This window comes from Thiomonas sp. FB-Cd (genome assembly GCF_000733775.1).
In the GTDB taxonomy this organism is placed as follows: domain Bacteria; phylum Pseudomonadota; class Gammaproteobacteria; order Burkholderiales; family Burkholderiaceae_C; genus Thiomonas_A.
Window position 1 is genome coordinate 2,053,333 of sequence record NZ_JPOE01000002.1, and the last position, 22,857, is coordinate 2,076,189.

20 protein-coding genes and 1 tRNA gene are annotated in these 22,857 nt (G+C 63.2%); 14 read left to right on the top strand and 7 right to left on the bottom strand.

Going from position 1 to position 22,857, the window contains the following annotated elements:
- Positions 1-7: 7 nt before the first annotated feature.
- Positions 8-1,420, bottom strand: coding sequence for a guanine deaminase (gene guaD, locus CD04_RS0109925; RefSeq protein ID WP_081858000.1), 1,413 nt, complete (start codon positions 1,418-1,420; stop codon positions 8-10).
- 375 nt (positions 1,421-1,795) lie between these two features.
- Here guaD and CD04_RS24145 point away from each other — a divergent pair, with 375 nt between their 5' ends.
- Positions 1,796-1,933, top strand: a complete 138-nt coding sequence (locus tag CD04_RS24145) for a hypothetical protein (protein WP_197033070.1) — start codon at positions 1,796-1,798, stop codon at positions 1,931-1,933.
- A 358-nt stretch (positions 1,934-2,291) separates the two neighbouring features.
- Here CD04_RS24145 and CD04_RS0109935 read toward each other — a convergent pair whose 3' ends face one another.
- Entirely contained in the window at positions 2,292-3,551 is a 1,260-nt protein-coding gene (locus CD04_RS0109935) for an MFS transporter (protein ID WP_081857884.1), read from the bottom strand.
- Positions 3,552-4,067: 516 nt separating this feature from the next.
- On the opposite strand from CD04_RS0109935, the gene CD04_RS23145 reads away from it, so the two are divergent.
- Entirely contained in the window at positions 4,068-4,196 is a 129-nt protein-coding gene (locus CD04_RS23145) for a DUF3563 family protein (protein WP_197033071.1), read from the top strand.
- 746 nt (positions 4,197-4,942) lie between these two features.
- Here CD04_RS23145 and CD04_RS0109950 read toward each other — a convergent pair.
- Positions 4,943-5,019, bottom strand: a tRNA-Pro gene (locus CD04_RS0109950).
- A 30-nt stretch (positions 5,020-5,049) separates the two neighbouring features.
- Complete coding sequence (locus CD04_RS0109955) at positions 5,050-5,979, bottom strand: polyprenyl synthetase family protein (RefSeq protein WP_038167689.1); 930 nt, start codon at positions 5,977-5,979, stop codon at positions 5,050-5,052.
- A gap of 485 nt (positions 5,980-6,464) precedes the next feature.
- On the opposite strand from CD04_RS0109955, the gene rplU reads away from it, so the two are divergent.
- From rplU to proB, 4 genes are all read left to right on the top strand, one after another.
- Positions 6,465-6,776 carry a 50S ribosomal protein L21 gene (gene rplU, locus CD04_RS0109965; RefSeq protein WP_031406374.1) on the top strand — a complete coding sequence of 104 codons (312 nt, stop codon included), beginning with the start codon at positions 6,465-6,467 and terminating at the stop codon, positions 6,774-6,776.
- Positions 6,777-6,788: 12 nt separating this feature from the next.
- Positions 6,789-7,061: a 50S ribosomal protein L27 gene (gene rpmA, locus CD04_RS0109970; protein ID WP_031406375.1), complete on the top strand. Its 273-nt coding sequence runs from the start codon at positions 6,789-6,791 to the stop codon at positions 7,059-7,061.
- Positions 7,062-7,184: 123 nt separating this feature from the next.
- On the top strand, positions 7,185-8,249 hold the full coding sequence (gene cgtA / locus CD04_RS0109975) for an Obg family GTPase CgtA (RefSeq protein WP_031406377.1): 1,065 nt from the start codon (positions 7,185-7,187) through the stop codon (positions 8,247-8,249).
- Positions 8,239-9,393 carry a glutamate 5-kinase gene (proB, locus tag CD04_RS0109980; RefSeq protein WP_031406379.1) on the top strand — a complete coding sequence of 385 codons (1,155 nt, stop codon included), beginning with the start codon at positions 8,239-8,241 and terminating at the stop codon, positions 9,391-9,393. The genes cgtA and proB overlap by 11 nt, the downstream gene beginning before the upstream one ends.
- Before the next feature lie 74 nt (positions 9,394-9,467).
- Here proB and CD04_RS0109985 read toward each other — a convergent pair whose 3' ends face one another.
- Positions 9,468-10,028: a CNP1-like family protein gene (locus tag CD04_RS0109985; protein ID WP_051849080.1), complete on the bottom strand. Its 561-nt coding sequence runs from the start codon at positions 10,026-10,028 to the stop codon at positions 9,468-9,470.
- Positions 10,025-10,585: an RNA pyrophosphohydrolase gene (locus CD04_RS0109990; RefSeq protein ID WP_031406383.1), complete on the bottom strand. Its 561-nt coding sequence runs from the start codon at positions 10,583-10,585 to the stop codon at positions 10,025-10,027. Before CD04_RS0109990 ends, CD04_RS0109985 begins: the two co-directional genes overlap by 4 nt.
- A 145-nt stretch (positions 10,586-10,730) precedes the next feature.
- On the opposite strand from CD04_RS0109990, the gene CD04_RS0109995 reads away from it, so the two are divergent.
- Positions 10,731-12,470 (top strand): proline--tRNA ligase, encoded by a 1,740-nt coding sequence (locus CD04_RS0109995; protein ID WP_031406385.1) that lies wholly within the window; start codon positions 10,731-10,733, stop codon positions 12,468-12,470.
- Between the two features lie 82 nt (positions 12,471-12,552).
- The gene (locus tag CD04_RS0110000; protein ID WP_051849081.1) at positions 12,553-13,173 is read left to right on the top strand and encodes a transglycosylase SLT domain-containing protein; all 621 of its coding nucleotides are present in this window, start codon (positions 12,553-12,555) and stop codon (positions 13,171-13,173) included.
- A gap of 7 nt (positions 13,174-13,180) precedes the next feature.
- Here the strand turns inward: CD04_RS0110000 and ffh are convergent, their stop codons facing one another.
- Positions 13,181-14,536 (bottom strand): signal recognition particle protein, encoded by a 1,356-nt coding sequence (gene ffh, locus CD04_RS0110005; protein ID WP_031406388.1) that lies wholly within the window; start codon positions 14,534-14,536, stop codon positions 13,181-13,183.
- Positions 14,537-14,733: 197 nt separating this feature from the next.
- On the opposite strand from ffh, the gene CD04_RS0110010 reads away from it, so the two are divergent.
- The 6 genes from CD04_RS0110010 (at position 14,734) to CD04_RS0110035 (ending at position 22,848) form a co-directional block, all read left to right on the top strand.
- Positions 14,734-15,561 (top strand): inner membrane protein YpjD, encoded by an 828-nt coding sequence (locus tag CD04_RS0110010; protein WP_031406390.1) that lies wholly within the window; start codon positions 14,734-14,736, stop codon positions 15,559-15,561.
- Complete coding sequence (locus tag CD04_RS0110015; RefSeq protein ID WP_031406392.1) at positions 15,558-15,779, top strand: PP0621 family protein; 222 nt, start codon at positions 15,558-15,560, stop codon at positions 15,777-15,779. Before CD04_RS0110010 ends, CD04_RS0110015 begins: the two co-directional genes overlap by 4 nt.
- Positions 15,763-17,487: an ATP-binding protein gene (locus CD04_RS21670; RefSeq protein ID WP_231480525.1), complete on the top strand. Its 1,725-nt coding sequence runs from the start codon at positions 15,763-15,765 to the stop codon at positions 17,485-17,487. Before CD04_RS0110015 ends, CD04_RS21670 begins: the two co-directional genes overlap by 17 nt.
- A gap of 18 nt (positions 17,488-17,505) precedes the next feature.
- Positions 17,506-18,981, top strand: a complete 1,476-nt coding sequence (locus CD04_RS0110025) for a sigma-54 dependent transcriptional regulator (protein WP_031406396.1) — start codon at positions 17,506-17,508, stop codon at positions 18,979-18,981.
- Entirely contained in the window at positions 18,962-19,579 is a 618-nt protein-coding gene (gene ampD / locus CD04_RS0110030; protein ID WP_081857886.1) for a 1,6-anhydro-N-acetylmuramyl-L-alanine amidase AmpD, read from the top strand. Before CD04_RS0110025 ends, ampD begins: the two co-directional genes overlap by 20 nt.
- 377 nt (positions 19,580-19,956) lie before the next feature.
- Positions 19,957-22,848: a ribonucleoside-diphosphate reductase subunit alpha gene (locus tag CD04_RS0110035; RefSeq protein WP_051849261.1), complete on the top strand. Its 2,892-nt coding sequence runs from the start codon at positions 19,957-19,959 to the stop codon at positions 22,846-22,848.
- The last annotated feature ends 9 nt before the right edge of the window (positions 22,849-22,857 follow it).

The following is a 22,857-nucleotide window of genomic DNA, read 5'->3' on the forward strand; positions in this document are numbered from 1 at the left end:
GAGGGGGTCAAAGCGACGAGCAGTCCGCAGGACCGAGGTCTCCGTAAGCATGACTCTGCGCATGCACATCAGCCTCCGGCCACAGCTCGTCAGTCGGAATTTTGCATCCTCGCACATAGACCGCCGCGACGTTGCGTTCGTCGGCAAGCGTCATCCATGCGAACAACCGCTCATGCAAGCTGCGTGCCATGTCCTGCCGCCGCTGCTGCACCGCGCCATCAGCCCAGCGCCACACCACCACGTCAGCCATGGTGCCGGCGCCGAAATGACCGATCTCATGATCCAGCTCCAAACTGCGCGCTGCGCCCCGCGTCGCCGCATGGAGCGCAGCCCAGGCAGGCATGCTCTGGCCCTGCAGGGCCAGAACCTTGTAGCCATCGGCCAATGTGCGAAGCTGGCACAGGCTTGTGCCGCCACCTACATCACTTGCGGGAACAACCTGTACACCCGCCGCGCGTGCGCGCGCCCAGTCAAACAACCCGCTACCCAGGAACAGGTTCGATGAAGGTGAAAACGCGATACTGGTCCCGGTCTGCGACAGCAGCGCTCGGTCGGTATCGTCCACCCAGATTCCATGAGCCAGGATACTGCGGCTCGTGAGCAGCCCGGCCCGTGCGTAGACGTCGAGGTAGCTGCGGCTTTGCGGAAACAGTTCGGCGATCCACTGCACTTCGTCGCGGTTCTCGGCCAAATGACTCTGCATGTACAAGCCGCCCGCGCACCTTTCATAAGCCTTCAGCAGCCCTCCAGCCATGGCCAGCTGTGCGGGGCTACTCGTCGCGGCAAAGCGCGGCGTGACGGCATAGGCCAAGCGATCCACGCCGTGCCAACGCTCAATCGAATCGACACAGTCGCGCTCGGCCTGCGTGGCGTCGTCGCGCAGTTCCTCCGGACAATTGCGGTCCATAAGCACCTTGCCAGTGACAAGCCTCATGCCCAAGCGCTGCGCCACGCTGAACAGGGCCTCGCTGCTATTGCGGTGCACCGTCGCGAATACGACAGCCGCGGTGGTGCCATGGGAGAGCGAAGCGCGCAGAAAACGCTCCGCACCCAGACGGCATTGTTCGGGATCGGCATAACGCGCCTCGGCCGCAAACGTGTAGCGTGCCAACCAGTCGAGCAAGGGCGCGCCAAACGAGGCGATCACATCAAGTTGCGGGGCATGCACGTGCGGATCGATGAAACCAGGAAGGACAAGATGCCCTCGCCAGTCCTCACGCACCCAAGAGGCATCGGGCGGCGCATCGGCAGCACGCACCCCCAGAATGCGGCCGTCTTCTACCAGCAACCAGCCATCCGGCTCGAACTGCACAGCGTCACCCCCATCCTCGCCCCACCCCGGATCGCCGAGAAAGTGAAGGATGTCGCCCCGCAACGCAACGCGCAGGCTTGGACGGGGCTGGGCAGACGGCTCGGACATTCCCTGGTGCTCGACAATACGCGATTCGAAGAGATATTCTGGGCGCGCCACCCGGCCATTGCGCCTTAATGTGCCAAGGCTCAAGCGTACCGCACGAAACCCAGGGTCGTCGCCCCAGGAAATGGGATGCTTCTGGCCGGCATGCCAGCTTGCCATCGCCCGTCCTCGGCTTGCCGCCGCCGGTTGCGCGGCAAGGGCCAAGCGCCTTGCCGCGCAACGCATGCAGCAGCTCACAGGCAGTCGCTCAGCTAGGTTCCGGCTTCGCGAAACCGCCTGAACGCGCCCGGGAAAGGCAGGGGCTCGGCGACAACTACGAGGTGCATCCTACACTTCGCTCTTATCTGTGCCCAACGGACCACCCATCGGAGAATCATCATGGCCAAAGGTCAACAACGCAGCAACAAAGAAGCGAAAAAGCCCAAGCTTGATAAATCCCCCGCAAAGCCGATCTCGCCGCTTGCGGTCAAACCCGCGATCACCACGGTTGTACCGGATCGGCACAAGAAGAAATAAAAATGCGGCGCGCCGCATGCAGCACCGCGGCGGGGCGGCGCTTCCCGCAGCCGAAGATGCGCGACGGCAGGTCCATCGGACGACGCCCCGCCACGTTTTCGAGAGTCGGCCCGTCCCGAGCGGCTGCAGTCGGTACCCTAGGCGTTCCGGAGTTGCTGCGCGCAACCTCCGTTTGTGAATCGGGCCTGCCGTGCGAGAGGATTCGCGTGCCCGACACCCGAGCAAGCTGGCACCACGAAAGCCGAGCCACGATCGATGGCGAAGGCTTCGGCCGACACACCGCGTGCCGCGCACCGGCAGGCACGCTCACCGCTGCTATGCGCCATCCATAGAAGCACTTCTTTGTACGGAAGCCCGTCTACCCGGCACGACGATCAGAGGTGGACTTGCGCCGCTGGCGCCACAGCAGCAAGCCGCCGAGCGCGACGAGCACGCAGCCAATAGCGACGTAGCCGTCGCCCAGGCGGTGCGTGAACGTGGCCATGCCGGCAAAGGCCAAGGGCCCGGCGAAGGCACCGCAGAAAGTGAAAAACAGGGTCCCGCCCGTGAGCACGCCGGCCATGCCGGTAGGGGCCAAGCGCGCGACCTCTGCGAGGTATACGCCGTTCCAGCCGGTCGCCGTGGCGCCGAACGCGAGTGCCAGTGCGAACAGTGCCAGCGGCGGCCAGTCCGGGCGCATGCCGCCAGCGAGCACGGCACACCCCCCCATGGCCACCGCAAGCAGTGCCAGCATGCGCGACGGGCGCACCCAGTGGTCGCTGGCCCAGCCCCACGCGATACGCCCGAGCACTCCGGCGGCCTGCGCGGTCGCCAGCAGCAGCCCTGCGCGTATCGGCGTGAGCCCGGCGCCGGCATGCCCCTGCGCGACCAGGTACGTCGCCATGCTCGCCTGCATGGCCGCGAAGAACACCGTGCAGATGGCGAGTTCGCGTACCGCCGGGTGGCGCCACACCATGCGCAAGGTGCGCAGCGAACCGGCGAGCGCCAAGCGGTGTGCGGGCTCGCGGCGTGCATCGAAACGTTCGCGCACGGGCTGCAGCAAGCCCGAGCAGACCAGGCAGGCCAGTGCCAGCAGCGGCAGCGCGCCCTGCCAGCCCATGCGCTGCTCGGCGCCGGGCAGCAGGGCCCCGGCGAGCATGCCGCCGAGCGGCACGCCAGTCTGCTTGATGGAAAACACGAGGCCGCGCCAGCGAGGCGCCACCTCGTCGGCGAACAGGTGCGAGCTGGCCGGTGTGGCCGAGCCGTAGCCAATGCCGATGAGCAGAGCGCCGGGCAGCAGCAACGCCACGCGACCGCTGGCGACCAGTCCCAACCCGCAGGCACTCAGTCCGAGACAGAACTGCGCCACGCGCACCGCGCCGTAGCGCACGACCGGCCCGCCCACGTTGATCGCTGAAAGCATCGCGCCGACGTACAGCGCGCCGCTGAACACGCCCACCGCGCTCAGCGGCAGCGCAGTGGCCGCAGCCACCGCCGGAGCGATCGCCGGCACCGCAAGCGCGACCATGGACACCAGGGTCTGCACCGCCAACATGCTCACCAGCGCCAGCGCCGGGAATGCCCCGGAGCCCTGCGCCGGCGGCACGCCGCCGCTTTGCGAGGCGCTCAAGATTCCCATGCCGCCACTGCGTCGGCGGGACCGTTTCCGAACATATTGTTGCTCACCATTGCATCGTAGCTCGGGGGGTCATGGCCACGCGCAGGGCGATGGCGTCGACCGCGGAGATGGGGCCCGCCTGGAACGTCGCGAGCACGCCACGCAGGCGTGGCTATGCGAGCCCCTGGAGGACAGGCGCATCGCCTGGCCGTGCCACATGCCTATCGGCGGGTGCCAGCGCCAAGGAGCAGGCGGCTGCGCGCTGCAGCCGCAGCAGGATTTCCGGCAAGCGCGGCCACCCCGGCCGGCCGAGCTGACAGCGCAGCCTTCTCAAATGCACGGCGGACTGCCGCATAGCCACAATTTTCGAGCCAAGCATTCAGACTGGAAATCCGAGCTGATGGCGCCAGCGGGATGCTGTGATGACGGCAAAGCAACACAGGTGATGTGGATTCTTGAATCCTGGCGAATGGCCATTACGGTAGATTGGGGACGACCCTCACCTAAATGAGGGGCTCCTCACCTGGGAGGAACATCATGAGCACGTTCATACGATTTCTGCACAAAGCTTTTCCAGGCCTCGAGTCGCAAGAGGGGCTCAACGAGGATTACCTTGCGCAGTCTGTCGACACGGCAGACCTTGAGCGCCGCATGCACGACCTATAGTACAGCGGCATCGAGCATGAGCCTTACCCGCTGAGCACGTCAGTGCCCGGCGTTTCGGGCTGGAGGCCGATGTGGTAACCAGCGACACCTCTGATTACGCTTGAGCTCAGGGCGCGAAACTGTGGTCCGGCGTGGCAAACACTTACGACCCGGCACCCTTCTTTTCTGCAACCAAGATGCTGCTACGCGTGCCGTTTGATGCGCAGCGTGAGCAATACGCGAGCCCGGTTCGAGCAGGACTCGTCGAGCGCAATGCTACCCACGTAGGTGTGTCGTGAGTAACCGTGGGTGTTGCCAGCAGAGGCCCTCGGAACTAAGGATAAGCGGTAGAGCAACCCGCTGCCGCGGCAGAATCTGAGGTGCATGGCGACGAACTTGGTGACAGGTGATGCAGTGTGCAGTCACCAAGCCTCGCCCAGTCTCCCGCGCAACCACATCAGGACCCATGAACAAGCTGCGCGCATCAAGAGTTGGCCAGTCCGCCTGCCGATAAATCTGCTTGCTAGACAGGTGCAGAGCTGGGTGGTCTGCACCACCGAAGCACCCGCGGCGCATCGTCCAAGGCCTGATTCGAGTGGCTTCTTGTCGTCATAAGTGTCCTTGGAAATCCAAGAAGACCGTGCGCGCGGCACCAACCGCGCCGATTTGGCACCGATTTGGCACAGCGGGCCCCGGAAAGCACAAAGGCCGCAGAATCTGCGGCCTTTGCAAGTTCTTCATTTTCCGAAGAAAATTCAGGAAATTCATGGTCGGGGTGAGAGGATTCGAACCTCCGGCCTCTACGTCCCGAACGTAGCGCTCTACCAGGCTAAGCTACACCCCGATGAGGATTCGCAGCATATCAGCATGCCGATCATGCATTGCGATCCAAAGAGTAAGAACACAAGTTTATCAGAGCCTCACGAGCAGGAGTGACTGCTAGACCCTCGATCAGGCTTCGCGCGCGGTTGAGTTCGGTCTGCGCACTGGCGTAGACGACGTCAAGCGCGCCGCATTTCTGAACAATTTGCAGAACTCGGGGCATCTCATCCGACAGGCCTTCGCGGATGGCGTCTTCAATGACCTTGCGCTCGGGCGGCGAGCAGCGCTTCATGGCGACAATCAGGGGAAGAGTGGGCTTACCCTCACGCAAATCATCACCGACGTTTTTGCCCATCTCGGCGGCCTTGCCGCTGTAATCCAAAGCATCGTCAATCAATTGGAAGGCTGTACCGATGCACCGGCCATAGCTGGCGGCCGCCGCCTCATGCTCCGCGCTGGTGCCCGCAAGCACGGCCCCAATGCGAGCGGCAGCCTCGAACAAGGTAGCGGTCTTGTAATTGATGACCTGCAGATAACGCTCGTCGCCGATATCCGGGTCATGCATGTTCAGCAACTGCAGAACTTCACCTTCGGCGATGACGTTGGTGGCGTCAGCCAGGATTTGCAGAATGCGCATGTCGCCAGCTTTCACCATCATCTGGAAAGCGCGCGAGTACAGAAAATCCCCGGCCAGGACGCTGGCCGCGTTGCCGAAAGTGGCATTCGAGGTCTTGCGCCCGCGCCGCAATTCGGACTCGTCGACCACGTCGTCGTGCAGCAGAGTGGCGGTGTGAATCAACTCGACCACCGCCGCAAGCAGATGATGGTGCGGTCCCTGATAGCCGTGCGCCTTGGCGATGAGCAGCAACAGCGCCGGGCGTAATCGCTTGCCTCCGGCAGAAACGATGTAGGCACTGATCGCATTGATCAGCTGCACCTCGGACGTGAGATTGTGCCGGATGGTCGCATCGACCTCCAGCATGTCCGAAGCTATTGGAGCAAGTATCGACTGAATCGAGTGCGAGGAGGTCACGAAGTGCGCTGGTCTAAGGATGGGTTCGCGCTGATGGCGGCGCGGATCATGGCCAAGAAGGCCTGCGGCATTTTATAGGCCTCGCCATGGCAGCAGGCCGGCTTGAACCCACACGGCAGCAAGGTATGCCACGTACCGAACCGTCGCGCGCCGGTCCCGCACACGGCAGCGAGCGCGAACATGACGCAACCGCTGGGCTCTGCTATGATGCAATGTTCATCGGCCAATGGAGGACTTGCGTGCTCCATGCGCTGATTCGTCGAGCCCAGGTGAGGACCCGTGCTCGAAGTACGGACGTTTAGCGACGTCAATAAGCGGTGCTGGCGGAAAAGTCAGTTGCGCATGGGGCGCAGGCGCTCGGTAGCTTGATACGAGCGGGTGAACCCATACAGCCACGACTTGAACGACGCACATTCAATTTCAGGAGTTGTCATATGTATGCGGTCATAAAAACCGGTGGCAAGCAGTACAAAGTCTGCGCCGGCGAAAAGATCAAGGTAGAACAGTTATCCGCAGACATTGGCCAAGACATCGTGATCGATCAGGTGCTCGCCGTCTTTGATGGCGCGGACACCCGTATCGGCACCCCGCTATTGGCGGGTGCGGCGGTGAAGGCCAAAGTCTTGGCGCATGGGCGAGGCGAGAAGGTGCATATTTTCAAAATGCGCCGTCGCAAGCACTATCAGAAGCGGCAAGGACACCGGCAGAACTACACCGAGCTGCAAATCGAAAGCATTGCTGCTTGAGGAGCAAGAAACATGGCACAGAAAAAAGGTGGCGGTTCAACCCGCAACGGGCGTGACTCCGAAGCCAAGCGGCTGGGGGTCAAGGCCTTCGGTGGCGAGGCCATCCCGGCCGGCTCGATCATCGTGCGCCAGCGCGGCACACGCTTTCATGCAGGCGTCAACGTGGGCATGGGCAAGGATCACACGCTGTTCGCGCTGGTCGACGGGCAAGTGCAATTCGGCCGTAAGGGCGAGCACAACCGCCAGTACGTCAACATCACCCCGCTGAACACGGCCGAGGCCTGAGTTTGGCTGGTGCCGGAGCCTTCCGGCACCTTCACTGGCAGTGCTCAAGCCCCGGCTTGCGGCTCCCTGGCATTGCGTCCAGAGAGTGGCAAACCGGGGCTTGTGTTTTCGGGTCCAAAAATTGTGAAATTCATCGACGAAGCGCAGATCGAAGTCTTTGCCGGCAATGGCGGCAACGGCTGCATGTCCTTTCGTCGCGAAAAGTTTATCCCCTTCGGTGGCCCCGACGGCGGTGATGGCGGGCGTGGCGGCCATGTCTATGTGCAAGCCGACTCCAACCTCAACACCCTGATTGATTTCCGTTACCAGCGCCTGTACCGGGCACGCAATGGGGAACATGGTCGTGGTGCCGACCAATTCGGGGCGGCTGGCGAGGACATGCTGTTGCGTGTGCCGGTGGGCACCCTTGTTCGGGATGCGGAGACCGACGAGGTGGTGGCGGATCTCACCCAATCGGGGCAGCGCATTGTGCTTGCCCACGGCGGAGCAGGCGGCCTTGGCAACCTGCGCTTTAAGTCCAGCACGAACCGCGCCCCGCGTCAAAGCACGCCGGGTCAACCCGGGGAACAGCGCAAGCTGCATCTCGAACTCAAGGTGCTTGCCGATGTGGGCCTTCTGGGCATGCCCAACGCAGGCAAGAGCACATTTATCGCCGCAGTGTCGAACGCACGCCCCAAGATTGCCGATTACCCCTTCACGACCCTGCACCCGCAACTAGGCGTCGTGCGTCTGGGCGAAGGCCAGAGTTTCGTCGTTGCTGACATACCCGGGCTCATCGAAGGCGCGGCCGAAGGTGCTGGCCTCGGGCACCAGTTCCTGCGCCATCTGCAGCGCACCCGTTTGCTGCTGCACCTCGTGGATGTGGCTCCTTTCGACCCCGCAGCCGATCCCGTGCGCGATGCGCGTAGCGTAGTTGCTGAGTTGAAGAAATACGACCCTGAGCTTGCGGCCAAGCCCCGCTGGCTTGTACTCAACAAGATCGACATGGTTCCGGCCGAGGAACGCAAGGCGCGCACCGCAGACATCGTGCGCCGCCTGCGCCATAAGGGGCCCGTGTATGTGATCTCGGCACTGGCGCGCGAAGGCCTTGAGCCCCTCCTGCGCGACATATTCGAGGCTGTTCGGGCCGCTGCACCCGCCGAGCCGGAGCCGCCGACCGATCCCCGCTTCGCCCAACATGAGCAATGAGTCCGTGCCTCCCACATCCGTGATCGCCGGGGCACGCCGGTTGGTCGTCAAGGTCGGCTCGAGCCTGGTCACGGATGAAGGTCGTGGCATCGACCATGGCGCCGTGGCGCTTTGGGCGCAACAGATTGTGGCACTGCACGCTCTGGGCAAGGAAGTCATCCTGGTGTCCAGTGGCGCCATCGCCGAGGGGATGAAACGTCTGGGTTGGGCCAAGCGACCGAGCGAAATCCCTGAACTGCAGGCGGCGGCTGCCGTCGGTCAGATGGGACTCGCACAGGCCTACGAAACAGCATTCAGCGCGCATGGCCGGCATTGCGCGCAGATCCTGCTGACGCACGCCGATCTTGCCAACCGCCAGCGCTACCTGAACGCCCGAAGCACCCTCGTGACCTTGCTCGCGCACGGCGTCGTGCCAGTGATCAACGAAAACGACACGGTGGTCACCGATGAAATCAAAGTCGGCGACAACGATACGCTTGGTGCGCTGGTGACGAACCTGGTGGAAGCCGACGCGCTCATCATCCTGACCGACCAGCGCGGCTTGTACTCGGCCGATCCCCGCAAGGACCCCTCAGCACGACTGATCGCCGACGCACGGGCCGACGATGCTTCGCTCGCCGCCATGGCCGGGGGCGCAGGCAGCGCCATCGGCAAGGGCGGCATGCTGACCAAGGTCTTGGCTGCGCGGCGTGCGGCGCAAAGCGGGGCGCACACGGTCATTGCCAGCGGACGGGAGCGCGAGGTGCTGCTGCGCCTGGCAAGCGGCCAGTGCATTGGCAGCCAGTTGCGCGCGGGTGCCGGGAAACTGGCTGCGCGCAAGCAATGGATGCTTGATCACCTGCAGACTGCCGGACGCGTGGTTGTGGACGCCGGTGCGGCCCACCACCTGCGCGAAGGTGGCGCCAGCTTGCTGCCCGTGGGGGTCGTCGATGTGCTTGGCGAGTTCGAGCGCGGCGATGTGATCGTCGTGCTCGACGATCAGGGCCGGGAGATTGCACGGGGACTGAGCAATTACGCGTCTGCGGAAGCCCGGCTCATCCGGCGCGCTCCAACCGCGCAGATCGAACCCATTCTCGGATTCATCGAGGAATCCGAACTCATTCACCGCGACAACATGGTCCTGACACAGCTTGCCGCCGGGTGACCGCCGCGCCGAGCCACACGCCGCACGGCCCGGGTCTGTCGCCGAGCACCTGGAAGGACGCTCAGCCCACGCCGTCAAGGCGTGGGCTGAGGGCCATGCAAACCCTGCCTGAGGTTTTCCACGATGGTCTCAGCGGAGCCCGCTGCGCGCCCATTCTCGCAAAGGTAGTCCGAGGCAAGCACTCCATGGATGCGTGTGAATCCGCCCACGTTCACGGCGATCCAATCCGTCTGCGGATTCCGAACCCACTGTTGTCCACCCGCACTCCAAACCCCGTAAACATGCCAGGCGTTTTGCGCGCAGTCCAAGCCCTCATAGCTGACATTGCGCACGCCTTCCGCGCTTTGCGCCACCAGGACGTAACGCACCACGGTGTCGCTGGCGACGCTGATACTGGACAGATCGACAAAAAATCCCATCGTCGAGCCGCCAGTGACGGAAACCTTTTGCAGCGCGGCCTCTTGCGGAGCCTTGGGAAATTGAACGGCGACGGCGCTTGCAGGGGGCTTCAATGGCCCGAACAAGCCCTCTTGATTTTCCGAGGCTTGGGCAAAGGCAAGACTGGTTGCCGAGCACAGCAGCAGGCTGCATGCCAGCGCACGCGCGGCCTGCCGCAATGGGAACGAGTGGATCATTCGGGAACCGGTTCGTGAGTGAAGGCGCCATGCAAAGGACGCCCATGGCGTAGATTGGCCCGCAAATAGCGCGTACGCGGCTCCAGTCTCGGCAGCAAGTGCGAAAGCTCCGACAGGGCCTGCTGGTAGACGTCACGCTTGAACTCGATCACGCTATCCAGTGCAATCCAGTAGTCATTCCAGCGCCAGGCGTCAAACTCCGGGTGGCTGGTCGCACGCAGGCACACATCACAATCGCGCCCGGTAAGCTTGAGAAGAAACCAGATCTGCTTCTGGCCTTTGTAAATGCCCCGGCTGTCGCGCCGCAGGTATTGCTGCGGGACGTCATAGCGCAACCAGTTGCGGGTGCGCCCCAGCACATGCACATGGCAGGGCTTCAGCCCGACCTCCTCGAACAGTTCGCGGTACATCGCCTGCTCGGGGTTTTCTCCGGCGTTGATGCCACCTTGCGGGAATTGCCAGGAATGCGCACTCACCCGCTTGCCCCAAAACACCTGATTTTTGGTGTTTAGCAGGATGATGCCGACGTTGGGACGATAGCCTTCGCGGTCCAACATGGCCAATATCCTTCATCTTTTAGAATCGTGATTTGATTATAGGCACCGGCTTGCGCGTTGCCGATCCCCTCTGGCCCTTTCCGCAAGACCGGCAAGGTCGGACACTGCAGCATCCCCTTCCCCACTGTCTCCAGGCAAACCCTTCATGCGCGTTTCCCGCTTTTTCATTTCGACCCAGAAAGAAGCCCCGGCTGATGCCGAAGTCGCCAGCCAAGCCCTGATGTTGCGTGCCGGGATGATCAGAAAGCTCGCAGCTGGCCTGTACACCTACATGCCGCTGGGGCTGCGCAGCATCCGCAAGGTGGAGGCCATCGTGCGCGAGGAAATGACGCGTGCCGGCGCCATCGAACTGCTGATGCCCGTGGTGCAACCGGCCGAACTCTGGCAGGAAACCGAACGCTGGGAACACTATGGCGCGGAACTCCTGCGCATCAAAGACCGCCACCAACGTGACTTCGTCGTTCAGCCCACGTCCGAGGAGGTGGTCACCGACATCGCGCGCGGCGAGATTCGCTCCTGGCGGCAACTTCCCTTGAATTTCTTTCATATTCAGACCAAATTCCGCGACGAGCGGCGGCCGCGCTTCGGCGTGATGCGCGCACGTGAGTTCACGATGAAGGACGCCTACTCCTTCGACCGGGATTACGCCGGCGCCCAGCAGAGCTACCAGACCATGTATGCGGCGTATCAGCGCATCTTCCAGCGTTTTGGATTCGAGTTTCGCGCCGTGGCGGCGGACTCCGGTGCGATCGGGGGCTCGATGAGCCACGAGTTCCATGTCATCGCCGAGACGGGCGAGGATTCGATTGCCTACTGTCCGCAGTCCGACTTCGCAGCGAACGTGGAACTGGCCGAGGCGCTGCCGCTGATTGCCCGGCGCGCAGCCCCTATGGCTCCGCTGCGCAAGACGCCTACGCCGGGCGCGGCGAAATGCGAGGACGTCGCCGCCCTGCTTGGCATCCCGCTTGAGCACACGGTCAAGTCGGTGGTCATGGCCGTGGAGGCGCCCCTCGGCGAGTCCCGCGTCGCGTCGACGGCTATCGTGCTTCTGCTGGTGCGTGGCGACCATGCGGTGAACGACATCAAGGTCAGCAAATTGCCTGGCATGAAGGACGCACGCATGGCCACGGAGGCGGAAATCATCGAACATTTCGGATGCAGCCCTGGCTACCTTGGACCCATCGGGACTGCACGTGCAGTGCGGATCGTGGCCGACCGCACTGTGGCGGCCATGCACGATTTCGTGGTTGGCGCCAATGCCACGGACTTCCACTACACCGGCGTGAATTGGGACCGTGATCTTCCAGAGCCCGAGGTTGCTGACATCCGCAACGTGGTCGCTGGCGATCCGAGCCCTGATGGCAAGGGTCAACTTGCCATTTGCCGCGGGATTGAGGTGGGCCATGTGTTCTACCTCGGCACCAAGTATTCGGCCCCGATGGGCGCAACGTTCCTTGATGAGAACGGGAAATCCAAAACGCTGGAAATGGGCTGCTACGGCATCGGCATCACCCGCATCCTCGGCGCCTGCATTGAGCAGAATCACGATGCGCGCGGCATGATATGGCCCGAAGCGATCGCACCGTTCACCGTGGTGATCTGCCCGATCGCCTACGACCGGAACGCCGCCGTGCGTGAGGCGGCAGACCGGCTGTACCTGCAACTGTTGGACGCGGATATGGACGTCGTCCTCGACGACCGCGGCGAGCGCCCGGGGGCGATGTTTGCCGACTGGGAACTCATCGGAGTGCCCCACCGATTGGTGGTCTCTGAACGGGGACTCAGTGCTGGCACGCTGGAATACCAGCACCGACGCGATGCGCAGGCCACCCCCATTGCGCTGGATGCGGTGCTGACGCATCTGCGCGCTCGCAGCGCCGCCTGAGCTGCGCCGCCCGCAAACGCACGACATACGCGCCGTGAATCTGCACCGATCGGGTTGGCTGCGCCGCCTCGCCACGTTTGCCATGCTGATGGGCATGCTGGCCAGGAGCGCGGCGCCCGCCTGGGCCGGTGACCAAAAAGAAGAACAGCTCTCGGACGCGGTACGCCTGGCGCTCGCCGGCCAAATTGCCGCCTCCACACCACAAACGCCCGATTTTCGAGACCCCAATCACCTTGTGACCTACCTGCTGTGGCTGGCCACGGAATCGACCCGGCTGCGCGGGCGTATGCCCAACCCTGTTGTGCGCGAGGCGTTTCTTCGCACCGTCTGGTACGAGGCGCACCGTGCAGGGCTTGAGCCGGCGCTCGTGCTCGGGTTGATTCAGGTGGAAAGCGGCTTCAAGAAATACGCCATTTCACCGGTCGGTGCCATGGGCCTGATGCAAGTTATGCCGTTCTGGACCAAGCAGATCGGCAATGGCGACAAGTTGGCCCTGTTTCGCATGCAAGTGAACCTGCGCTACGGCTGTGTCATCTTGCGCCATTACCTCAATGAGGAGCATGGTGACCTTTTCATGGCATTGGGACGCTACAACGGCTCGCGCAGTCAGGCCGCCTATCCCGATGCAGTGCTTGGGGCACGTCGAGAGTGGGTGGTGAATCCCCCAAGCGAACAGTTCGCCAGCCGCAGTCGCGCGCGCTGACCCGCATTCAGCGCCGCATCAATCCGGCGCCACCCATGCGCTGCATCATCTTGAACATCTTGCCGCCCTTCATTTTTTTCATCATGTCGCGCATTTGCTCGAACTGGCCGAGCATGCGGTTGACTTCCTGCACCTGCACGCCAGCGCCGGCGGCAATTCGACGCTTGCGCGATGCCTTGATGACGTCCGGCTTGCGACGTTCCTGCGGGGTCATCGCGCAGATGATGCCCTGCATGCGGCGCACGTCGCGTGCAGCCTTGTCCATGTCGGCCTGACCCGCGCGCGCCTGCATTTCCGCCGGGAGTTTGTCCATCAGCCCCTGCAGCCCCCCCATCTTGTTCATCTGCTGCAACTGCATGAGGAAGTCGTTGAGATCGAATTGTTCACCCGACTTCACCTTCTGTGCGAGTTGCTGCGCTGCCTGAATGTCAACGCTGCGCTGCGCCTCCTCCACCAGGGCCAGCACGTCGCCCATGCCAAGGATTCGATCCGCCATGCGCGACGGGTCGAAGGCTTCCAGTCCGTCAATTTTTTCCGACACGCCAGCGAACTTCACGGGAGCACCCGTGACGTGGTGGACGGAAAGCGCCGCGCCGCCGCGCGCGTCGCCGTCGAGCTTGGTCAACACAATGCCCGTCAGTGGCAGCGCATCATGGAACGCTCGCGCTGTGGCAAGCGCATCCTGGCCCTGCATGGCGTCGACCACGAAAAGCGTCTCGATCGGCTTGAGCACGCCATGCAGTTCGGCGATCTCGCGCATCATGTCCGCATCCACCGCCAGGCGGCCGGCGGTGTCCACCAGCAGCACATCGAAGTGGTGGGCGCGCGCATAATCCAACGCCCGCTTTGCGATGTCCAGCGGCTTTTCGCTGGGAGATGAGGGCAGAAATTCGGCCCCGGCCTGTTGTGTGACAGTCTGTAGCTGCGCGATGGCAGCTGGGCGGTACACGTCGCACGACACCGTGAGTACCTTTTTCTTTTGACGCTCCGTCAGCCACTTTGCCAACTTCGCCGTGGTCGTGGTCTTGCCCGCGCCCTGCAGGCCGGCCATGAGTACAACCGCTGGCGGCTGCACCGCGAGGTTCAGCCCAACGGCCTCGGGCCCCATCAGGGCCGCCAGCTCTTTGTGCACCACGGCGACCAGCGCCTGTCCGGGCGAGAGCGACCCTACCACCTCCTGCCCGAGCGCTTTCTCCTTCACGCGCGCGGTGAACTCGCGCACCACAGGCAGCGCGACGTCCGCCTCCAGCAAGGCCAACCGCACCTCGCGCATCATGTCGGCGATATTGGACTCGGTGATGCGTGCCTCGCCTCGCATGGTCTTGACGACTCGGGACAGGCGCTGGGTCAGGTTATTGAGCATAGAGTGGTCTGCGGTAGTCTGGCGTGTCCATGCGCTGGGGCAACGGACGGTGTAAACCGGATGGCGGGCCGGTGCGCCGGACCGGACTTGCCGAGGTGTCATCCAGCCGGGACGGGCCCCAGGTTCCTGGATGCGGGACAATGGGCCTTCCTCGCACGGCGGCAAAAATCGGCAAGGCCCTCGGTTAAACTCAAAACATGTGGATTTTAGTCAACGGCTCGGCCTTCGTACTCTACCTGCTGGCTTCGTTTCTTGCCCGTCCGCGGGGTGGGCGAGCGCGCGCGACCCAAGCCTCGGGTGAGCATTCCTATCGTGATGCGGCCACGGTAGCCATGCTGCTCGCGTGGCTTGCCCATGCCAGCAGTTTTGTTCTCGTCCTTCAGGGTTTGCATGATCCGGATTTCGGGTTTGCCCCGGCACTGTCGCTCACGTTCTGGCTGGTTGCTGCCGTGTACTGGGTGGAAAGCCTGTATTACCCGTTACAGGGTCTGCGGTCATGGATCTGCCTGCTGGCGGCGATCTCCCTGCTATTGACCTGGTTCTTTCCCGGTGACCGCCTGGCTCCACCGGGTGCGGGCATCGCGTTTTCATTGCATTGGGCCATGGGCATAGCGGCTTATGGCCTATTTGGTGCGGCGGTGCTGCATGGGTTCATGCTGTGGTCGGCCGATCGCGCATTGCATCGACGCCGGCCCACCCTGGCGGGGCTCGGCCCGGCCCTTCCCCTGCTGACCCTTGAAAAGCTTACCTACCGGTTGGCGGCGCTCGGCTTCGCCTTGCTCACCGCTTCCCTGCTCTTCGCCATCAGCTTCAGCGAACGACTGTTCGGGCACGCCTTCGAACTGAACCATCAGACGGTGTTCGCCGTGGCGGCATGGCTGCTGTTTGCGGTTCTTCTTCTGGGACGAGGCGTGCTGGGCTGGCGCGGGCGGCAGGCATTACGCTGGTTGTTCTCCGGTTCGGCCCTGCTGTTGCTGAGCTATGTCGGCTCGCGCTTCGTCCTTCAGGTCATCCTCCACCGATGAAATACCTGCTCGTATTCGTGGTTGTCATCGTGGGACTGACTCTGTTGAAGAAGAGCCACCAGCACCGCGAGATTCCCGGCGCGCGTAAGCCCCGCAAGCCTGCTCCTCCGGAGCACATGTACGCCTGCCACCATTGCGGCGTGCACGTGCCCCAGAGTCGCTGCGTGTGGAAGGGCGACAACCCCTACTGCTGCACCGAACATGCCCGCTTGGGGTGAATTGCGCTACGGCGACGCTGAAGGCAAGCCCGACAGCGGCTTTGCCTTCCAACCTGAACACCAAGCCAACGCCCACGCCTCCGCCCTGATTGACCGCATGATCTCGGGTGTGGCGCCAAGCCGGGAGCGCCTGCGCGCCTTCCGCTTGCTCGGCGCCGCGCGCCTGATGATGGGCGGAATTTTGCTGGGGTGGTTTTTGCTGACCGAGATGGGCCCGGCGCATGCGAGCCATCGTCTGGGGTTGTGGATCGCCCTGGGTTACGCCGTGGTGGTTGTGCTGCAGTTCGTGTTGAGCCTCAGCACTTCGCGCGGCTTTGCATGGCAGGTTCTGGCAGCCGTACTGACCGATTTGGCCGGTTATGCCACCCTGCAACTTTTGGCTGGCCAACCCTCGCGCGAGTTCGTCCTCAGCTACACGCTACCCGTGTTGGCAGCCGGCGTGTATGGGACCCTGCGCTTTACGCTCGCCACTGCCGCTGCCGTGTCGCTCATTCTCCTCGCGCAGGCCCTTTGGATGTTTACTGGCGGCACCAACCTGGCCGACCCTCAATTCCTCGGCGCCGGCTTCGTCGGCGCCGCCTATTTCGCCATCGGCGTGCTGGCCTGGCAGCTATCGCAGCGGCTGGTGCGCCAGGAGGAGCGAGCCCGTGCGAGTGAAATTCGAGCCAAGCGCCAACTCGCCATCAACCGCCATGTGCTCCTTGAGCAGCCCGACGGCGTGATGGTGCTCGACGCCACGTTGCGGGTGGAAACGGCGAACCCTGCAGCCGTTCGCATGCTGGGCTTGAGCGACCCCAACACCGCTGAGACGGAGCCTGTGCTCCTCACAGGCCACCCCGGCGCCCGCGTGCTGGCCGACGCAGTACGCCAGCACGCTGCATTGGGCCTTCCCCCTGCACCAGTCATTTTCGAGGGGCCTGGCGGACTGCGCCTGCAGGCGCGTGTGCAACTCCTGCGCCAATTGCCGGGCGAGCCAGGGTACGTCGTGTTTGTCCAGGATCTCCGGGAGATCAGCCATCAGATCCAGCAGGACAAACTTGCGGCGCTGGGGCGCCTTGTCGCCGGTGTCGCGCACGAGATTCGCAACCCCTTGGGTGCCATTGCCCAGGCGAACCAGCTCTCGGCCGAGCCCGGACTGAATGACGTTCAGCGCGAGCGCATGTCGGCGTTGATTGCACAGAACGTGGACCGGCTCAACCGTATCGTGGAAGACGTGCTTGACCTCGGACGATCCACCGCGCGCGAAGGCATCGATCTGCAACCCATGCGCATGCTGCGCGAATTGGCCACAGAGTTCGACCACGACGGGCAGGGACGTGTTGCACTGCTGGCTGACGACGAGGCGGCGACCCTGCATTTTGATCCGCAGCACCTGCGCCGCGTGCTGGTGAATCTGCTCGGCAACGCACGCCGCTTTGCCAGCACTCGCGCAGGCGCCATCCGCGTGCGGCTGCGCGGCACTGGACGAGTGCGCGAACTCAGCGTGGCCAATGACGGCCCGGTCGTGGCCCCGGAAAAACGCGCGCAGATGTTTGAGCCCTTCTTTACCACCGACAGCCGCGGCACGGGCCTGGGTCTGTATATTTCCCAGGAATTGTGTTCGCGCTACGGCGCCCGACTGGAGTACCGCGTCAGGCGCGAGCATGACCCGAAGGCCTTCGGGGAGTTCGTCATCATTACCACTGCCGCACTTGAAAACCGGCCCTGACCCAAAGCAGCCCGATCCATGTCCGAAGCAGCAGCCCCGATTCGCATCCTCATCGTCGATGATGAACCTGATTTGCGCGAACTCTATACCTTGACCCTCGTGCGTGAAGGCTGGCAGGTGGAAGAAGCCGAGAGCGTCGCTGAGGCGCGCGCGCGCATGAATCAGCACCGCTTCGACGTCGCCATCGTCGACATGCGGCTGCCCGATGGCGAAGGACTCGACATCCTGGCTTGGTCGGCCGCTCTCAAGCGCGGTGAGCGCATCATCATCGCCACCGCCTACGGCAGCGCCTCCACCGCTGTGCAGGCGCTGAAGATGGGCGCCTTCGACTACCTCACCAAACCCGTGGACTTGCGCCAATTGCGTCAAGTGGTTCGCTCGGCCATCGCTCAGGGTGCGGTTGCCGGAACACCGGAAAAGCAGACGGCAGCGCTGCAGGCCATGGTGGGCGAATCCGCGCCGATGCAGGCCGTCAAGGACACGCTTCGCCGCTCGGCCCGCGGCATGGCCCCGGTGTTGATCCACGGCGAATCGGGAACTGGAAAGGAGTTGGCGGCCCGCGCGGTGCATGAACTGAGCAATCGCGCTGCCGGGCCGTTCGTGCCGGTGAATTGCAGCGCGATTCCCGAGCAGATGTTGGAGGCCGAATTCTTTGGCTACCGCAAGGGGGCGTTCACCGGAGCAATGGCCTCGCACGACGGATTTTTCGCCGCTGCCGGTGGTGGCACGCTCTTCCTCGACGAAATCGGCGAACTTCCCCTGTCCATGCAAGCCAAACTGCTGCGGGCCGTGCAGGAACGCAAGATCCGTGCATTGGGCGAAACCACCGAAACGCCGGTCGACGTGCGCCTGGTCAGCGCCACCCATCGAGACCTTCAGCGTTGCGTGGCAGAGGGTCTGTTCAGGCAGGACCTGTATTACCGGCTCAACGTCATCGGGGTGGCCCTGCCACCGTTGCGCGAACGCCTGGACGACCTGCCCTTGCTCGTCGACGCACTGCTTCGACGCATCCGCTCCGACCACGAGCGCCCGGAGCTGCGTCTCAGCCCGGAGGCCCTCCTGCAGCTGCGCATGCATGCCTTTCCAGGCAATGTGCGCGAACTGGAGAATCTTCTGCACCGCGCGACCGCCCTGTCCACTTCTGACATCATCGGGCCGCAGGACCTGGATCCCCCGCCCGAGGATCTTTTTGCTGGACGCGGCGCCCCGCCGACCCGTGCACCCGCCGTCGACTTCCCGGCACCGGGATCCGGCTCGCCTGCGGTTGCGCCTCCCTCCCCCGCAGCGGCACCGCCGACCTGGCAGGCACCCGTCCTGCCGCTGGATTTGTCCACCTACCTCGATCGGATCGAGCGCGGCATCCTTCTCGAAGCGCTGCGCCGAACGCGTTTCAACCGCACGGCCGCCGGCCAGCTGCTCGGGTTGAATCTGCGCCAGATCCGCTACCGCATGGAGCGCCTGAACATACGCGACGATGGGCCCGACGCGTTCTGAACCCGCAGCACGCGCGCAGCCGCGTGCCCGGGCGCTGTTCGACCATGGCTGGTATCGCCACGCGCAGCACCGGCCGTCACCCCATTGCGATGCGCGGCCCTATGGCACGACACTGGATCTGGTGGTGCTGCACAACATCTCCTTGCCCGCAGGGCAGTTCGGCGGCGACTTCATCGATGCTCTGTTTCTCGGCACGCTCGATAGCCGCGCGCACCCCAGCTTCGCCGCGTTGGAGGGTCTGCGTGTATCGGCCCATTTTCTGGTGCGGCGCGATGGATCGCTTGTGCAATACGTCGGGTGCGAGCAGCGTGCCTGGCATGCCGGCGCTTCCTCGTTTCAAGGCCGCAGTCGGTGCAACGACTACAGCCTGGGCATTGAGCTTGAAGGCAGCGACACCATCCCGTTTGAGGCGGCGCAGTATGACACGCTCGCGGCCCTGGTCGCCGCATTGGTCGAGGCTTATCCCATCCGTTTCATCGTGGGTCACAGCGACGTCGCACCCGGGCGTAAGACCGATCCCGGCCCTTGCTTTGACTGGGCCGCGCTGCGCCGCGCAAGCGGCCTCGCTTCCACAGGTTTTCCCTTAGTCAAAACCTGATTTTTCCGGTTTTGCGGGGGGCGGCGATGTGGACAAGCTGTGAAAATGCTGTGCACTAGCTATGGGGTCTTGCTATCCTCCCCAACGCTAGATATAGTGCGAAACGAGTGCATCCCGCATGACGGCCGATCAGCTCTTCGGAGCTGAATCGGCAACGTTCTGCCCCGAGACGAGCCCGGCCCTGATCCACGAGACATACCTGTGCATCCGCCCGACAACCCAGCACGATCTTCGCCCCCCGATGCACGAGCCTCACATGCCCCTTCATCCCGCTGCCGCCTGTTCATGCGGCAGCGCCCCCGATGCCTGACCAAGATTCAAGGAGACCTTGCATGAACCTCGATTCCACGCCCACCGCCGCCGATGCACCCGCTGCGATGCCCATGCAAGCTCATGGCCCCGACGCTTCCCAACCGCAGGTCTATGGCGACTACAAGATCATCCGTCGCAACGGGGCTGTTGTGGGTTTCGAGCCGGCCAAGATCCACATTGCGCTGACCAAGGCCTTCCTCGCCGTGCAGGGCGGCCAAAGCGCAGTCTCCGCCAGCATGCGCGAGCAGGTGGAAGATCTGACGCAAGCCGTGGTGCGCGCCCTGATGCGCAGCCGCCCGGGCGGCGGCACGTTCCACATCGAAGACATTCAGGACCATGCAGAGCTTGCGCTCATGCGCGCCGGCCAGCATGAGGTGGCGCGTGCCTATGTGCTGTATCGGGAGAGACGCGCGCAGGAGCGCGCCAAGCAAAAGCAGGACGCCGCGACACCGGCGCCTCATGCTCTGCATGTCACCGACGAGGGCGTGCGCAAGCCGCTGGATGCGGTGGCACTGGAAGCTCTGGTGCGTTCGTGTTGCGCAGACCTCGGGGCCGATGTCAAGCCGGAGCCGATTCTCGGCGAGACCCAGCGCAATCTCTATGACGGCGTCCCGATGGCCGAGGTGTACAAGGCTGCCATCCTGGCTGCCCGGACCCTCATCGAGAGCGACCCCGGCTATGCCAAGGCCACTGCGCGTCTATTGCTGCACACCATTCGCAAGGACGTGCTCGGCGAGGAGGTTGTGCAGGAGCAAATGGCAACCCGCTACCCCCAGTACTTTCCCTATTTCATCAAGGAGGGCGTTGAACTCGAGCTCCTTGACGATCGATTGGCTCAATACGATCTGGCACGCCTGGGCGCCGCGCTCAAGCCGGAGCGCGATTTGCAGTTCGATTACCTTGGCCTGCAGACCTTGTATGACCGTTACTTCCTGGCCAATCGCGCCGACACCCGTCACAACAAGGATGGCCGGCGCATCGAGTTGCCACAGGCGTTTTTCATGCGTGTGGCCATGGGCCTGGCTCTCAACGAGATCGACCGCGAAACCCGAGCCATCGAGTTTTACGAGATCCTGTCGAGCTTCGACTTCATGTCCAGCACGCCCACGCTGTTCAACGCGGGAACACGCCGCTCACAACTGTCGAGCTGCTACCTCACCACGGTTGCCGATGACCTCGACGGGATTTACGAGGCGATCAAGGAAAACGCGCTGCTTTCGAAGTTCGCAGGCGGCTTGGGCAACGACTGGACCCAGGTGCGGGCTCTGGGCAGCCACATCAAAGGCACCAACGGCAAGAGCCAGGGTGTGGTGCCATTCCTGAAAGTCGTGAATGACACTGCAGTCGCCGTGAATCAAGGTGGCAAGCGCAAGGGAGCCGTCTGCGCCTACCTGGAGACTTGGCACCTCGACATCGAAGAGTTCCTGGAACTGCGCAAGAACACCGGCGACGACCGCCGCCGCACCCATGACATGAACACGGCCAACTGGGTGCCCGACCTGTTCATGAAGCGCGTGATGGAAGGCGGCAACTGGACTCTGTTTTCACCATCTGATGTGCCCGATCTTCACGACAAATTCGGCAAGGCATTCGAAGATGCCTATCTGCGCTACGAAGAAAGGGCGGCCCACGGCGAGATCAAGCTGCACAAGACCGTTCCCGCTGCGCAACTCTGGCGCAAGATGCTGACCATGCTGTTCGAAACCGGCCATCCCTGGATTACCTTCAAGGATGCTTGCAACGTGCGTAGCCCGCAGCAACACGTGGGCGTGGTGCACTCAAGCAATCTCTGCACGGAAATCACCCTCAATACCAGCGCCACGGAAATTGCCGTGTGCAATCTCGGTTCGGTCAACCTCGTCGCGCATCTCAAACAGCAGGGGGACGGTGCCTATGTGTTGGACCACGACAAACTCAAGCGCACTGTGTCGGTGGCCATGCGCATGCTGGACAACGTCATCGACATCAATTACTACGCCGTCGCCAAGGCGCGTAACTCCAACCTCAAGCACCGCCCCGTCGGCCTGGGCATCATGGGCTTTCAGGATTGCCTCCATCTGGCACGCATCCCCTATGGGTCGCAGGCTGCTGTGGAATTTGCCGATCGTTCAATGGAAGCGGTGTGCTACCAGGCCTACTGGGCATCCACGGAACTGGCGCAGGAGCGTGGCCGCTACAGCAGCTATCCGGGCTCACTTTGGGACCAGGGCATCCTGCCGCATGACACGCTCAAGCTTCTGGCAGATCAGCGCGGTGGCTACGTCGACGTCGATCTTTGCACGAGCCTGAACTGGGATGCGCTGCGCGAGCGCGTGCGCACCCATGGCATGCGCAACTCCAACTGCGTCGCCATTGCGCCGACTGCCACGATCTCCAACATCATTGGCGTGGACGCCTGCATCGAACCCACCTTTCAGAACCTGTATGTCAAGTCCAACCTGTCGGGTGAGTTCACCGTCGTCAACCAGTACCTGGTCCGCGACCTCAAAGCCCGCGGTCTTTGGGACCAGGTCATGCTCGCCGATCTCAAGTACTTCGACGGCAGTGTCCAGCCCATCGATCGCATCCCCGCCGATCTGAAGGCCCTCTACGCCACCGCATTCGAGGTCGACACGCAATGGATCATCGAGGCCGCGGCCCGACGCAGCAAGTGGATCGACCAAGCACAGTCGCTCAACATCTACATGGCCGGCGCTTCAGGCAAGAAACTCGACGACACCTACAAACTCGCTTGGCTGCGCGGTCTCAAGACCACGTATTACCTGCGCACGATGAGTGCGACGCACGCAGAAAAATCCACGGTGAAATCCAGAAAACTCAATGCCGTGCAGCAACCCGCGGGGAGCACGCCCATGTCCGCTGGCGCTGCAGCACAACCGTCGGTTGCACCGCCCACGGCTGCAACCGACATCAAGTTCTGCGCAATCGACGATCCTGGATGTGAGGCCTGCCAATAAATGTGAGGC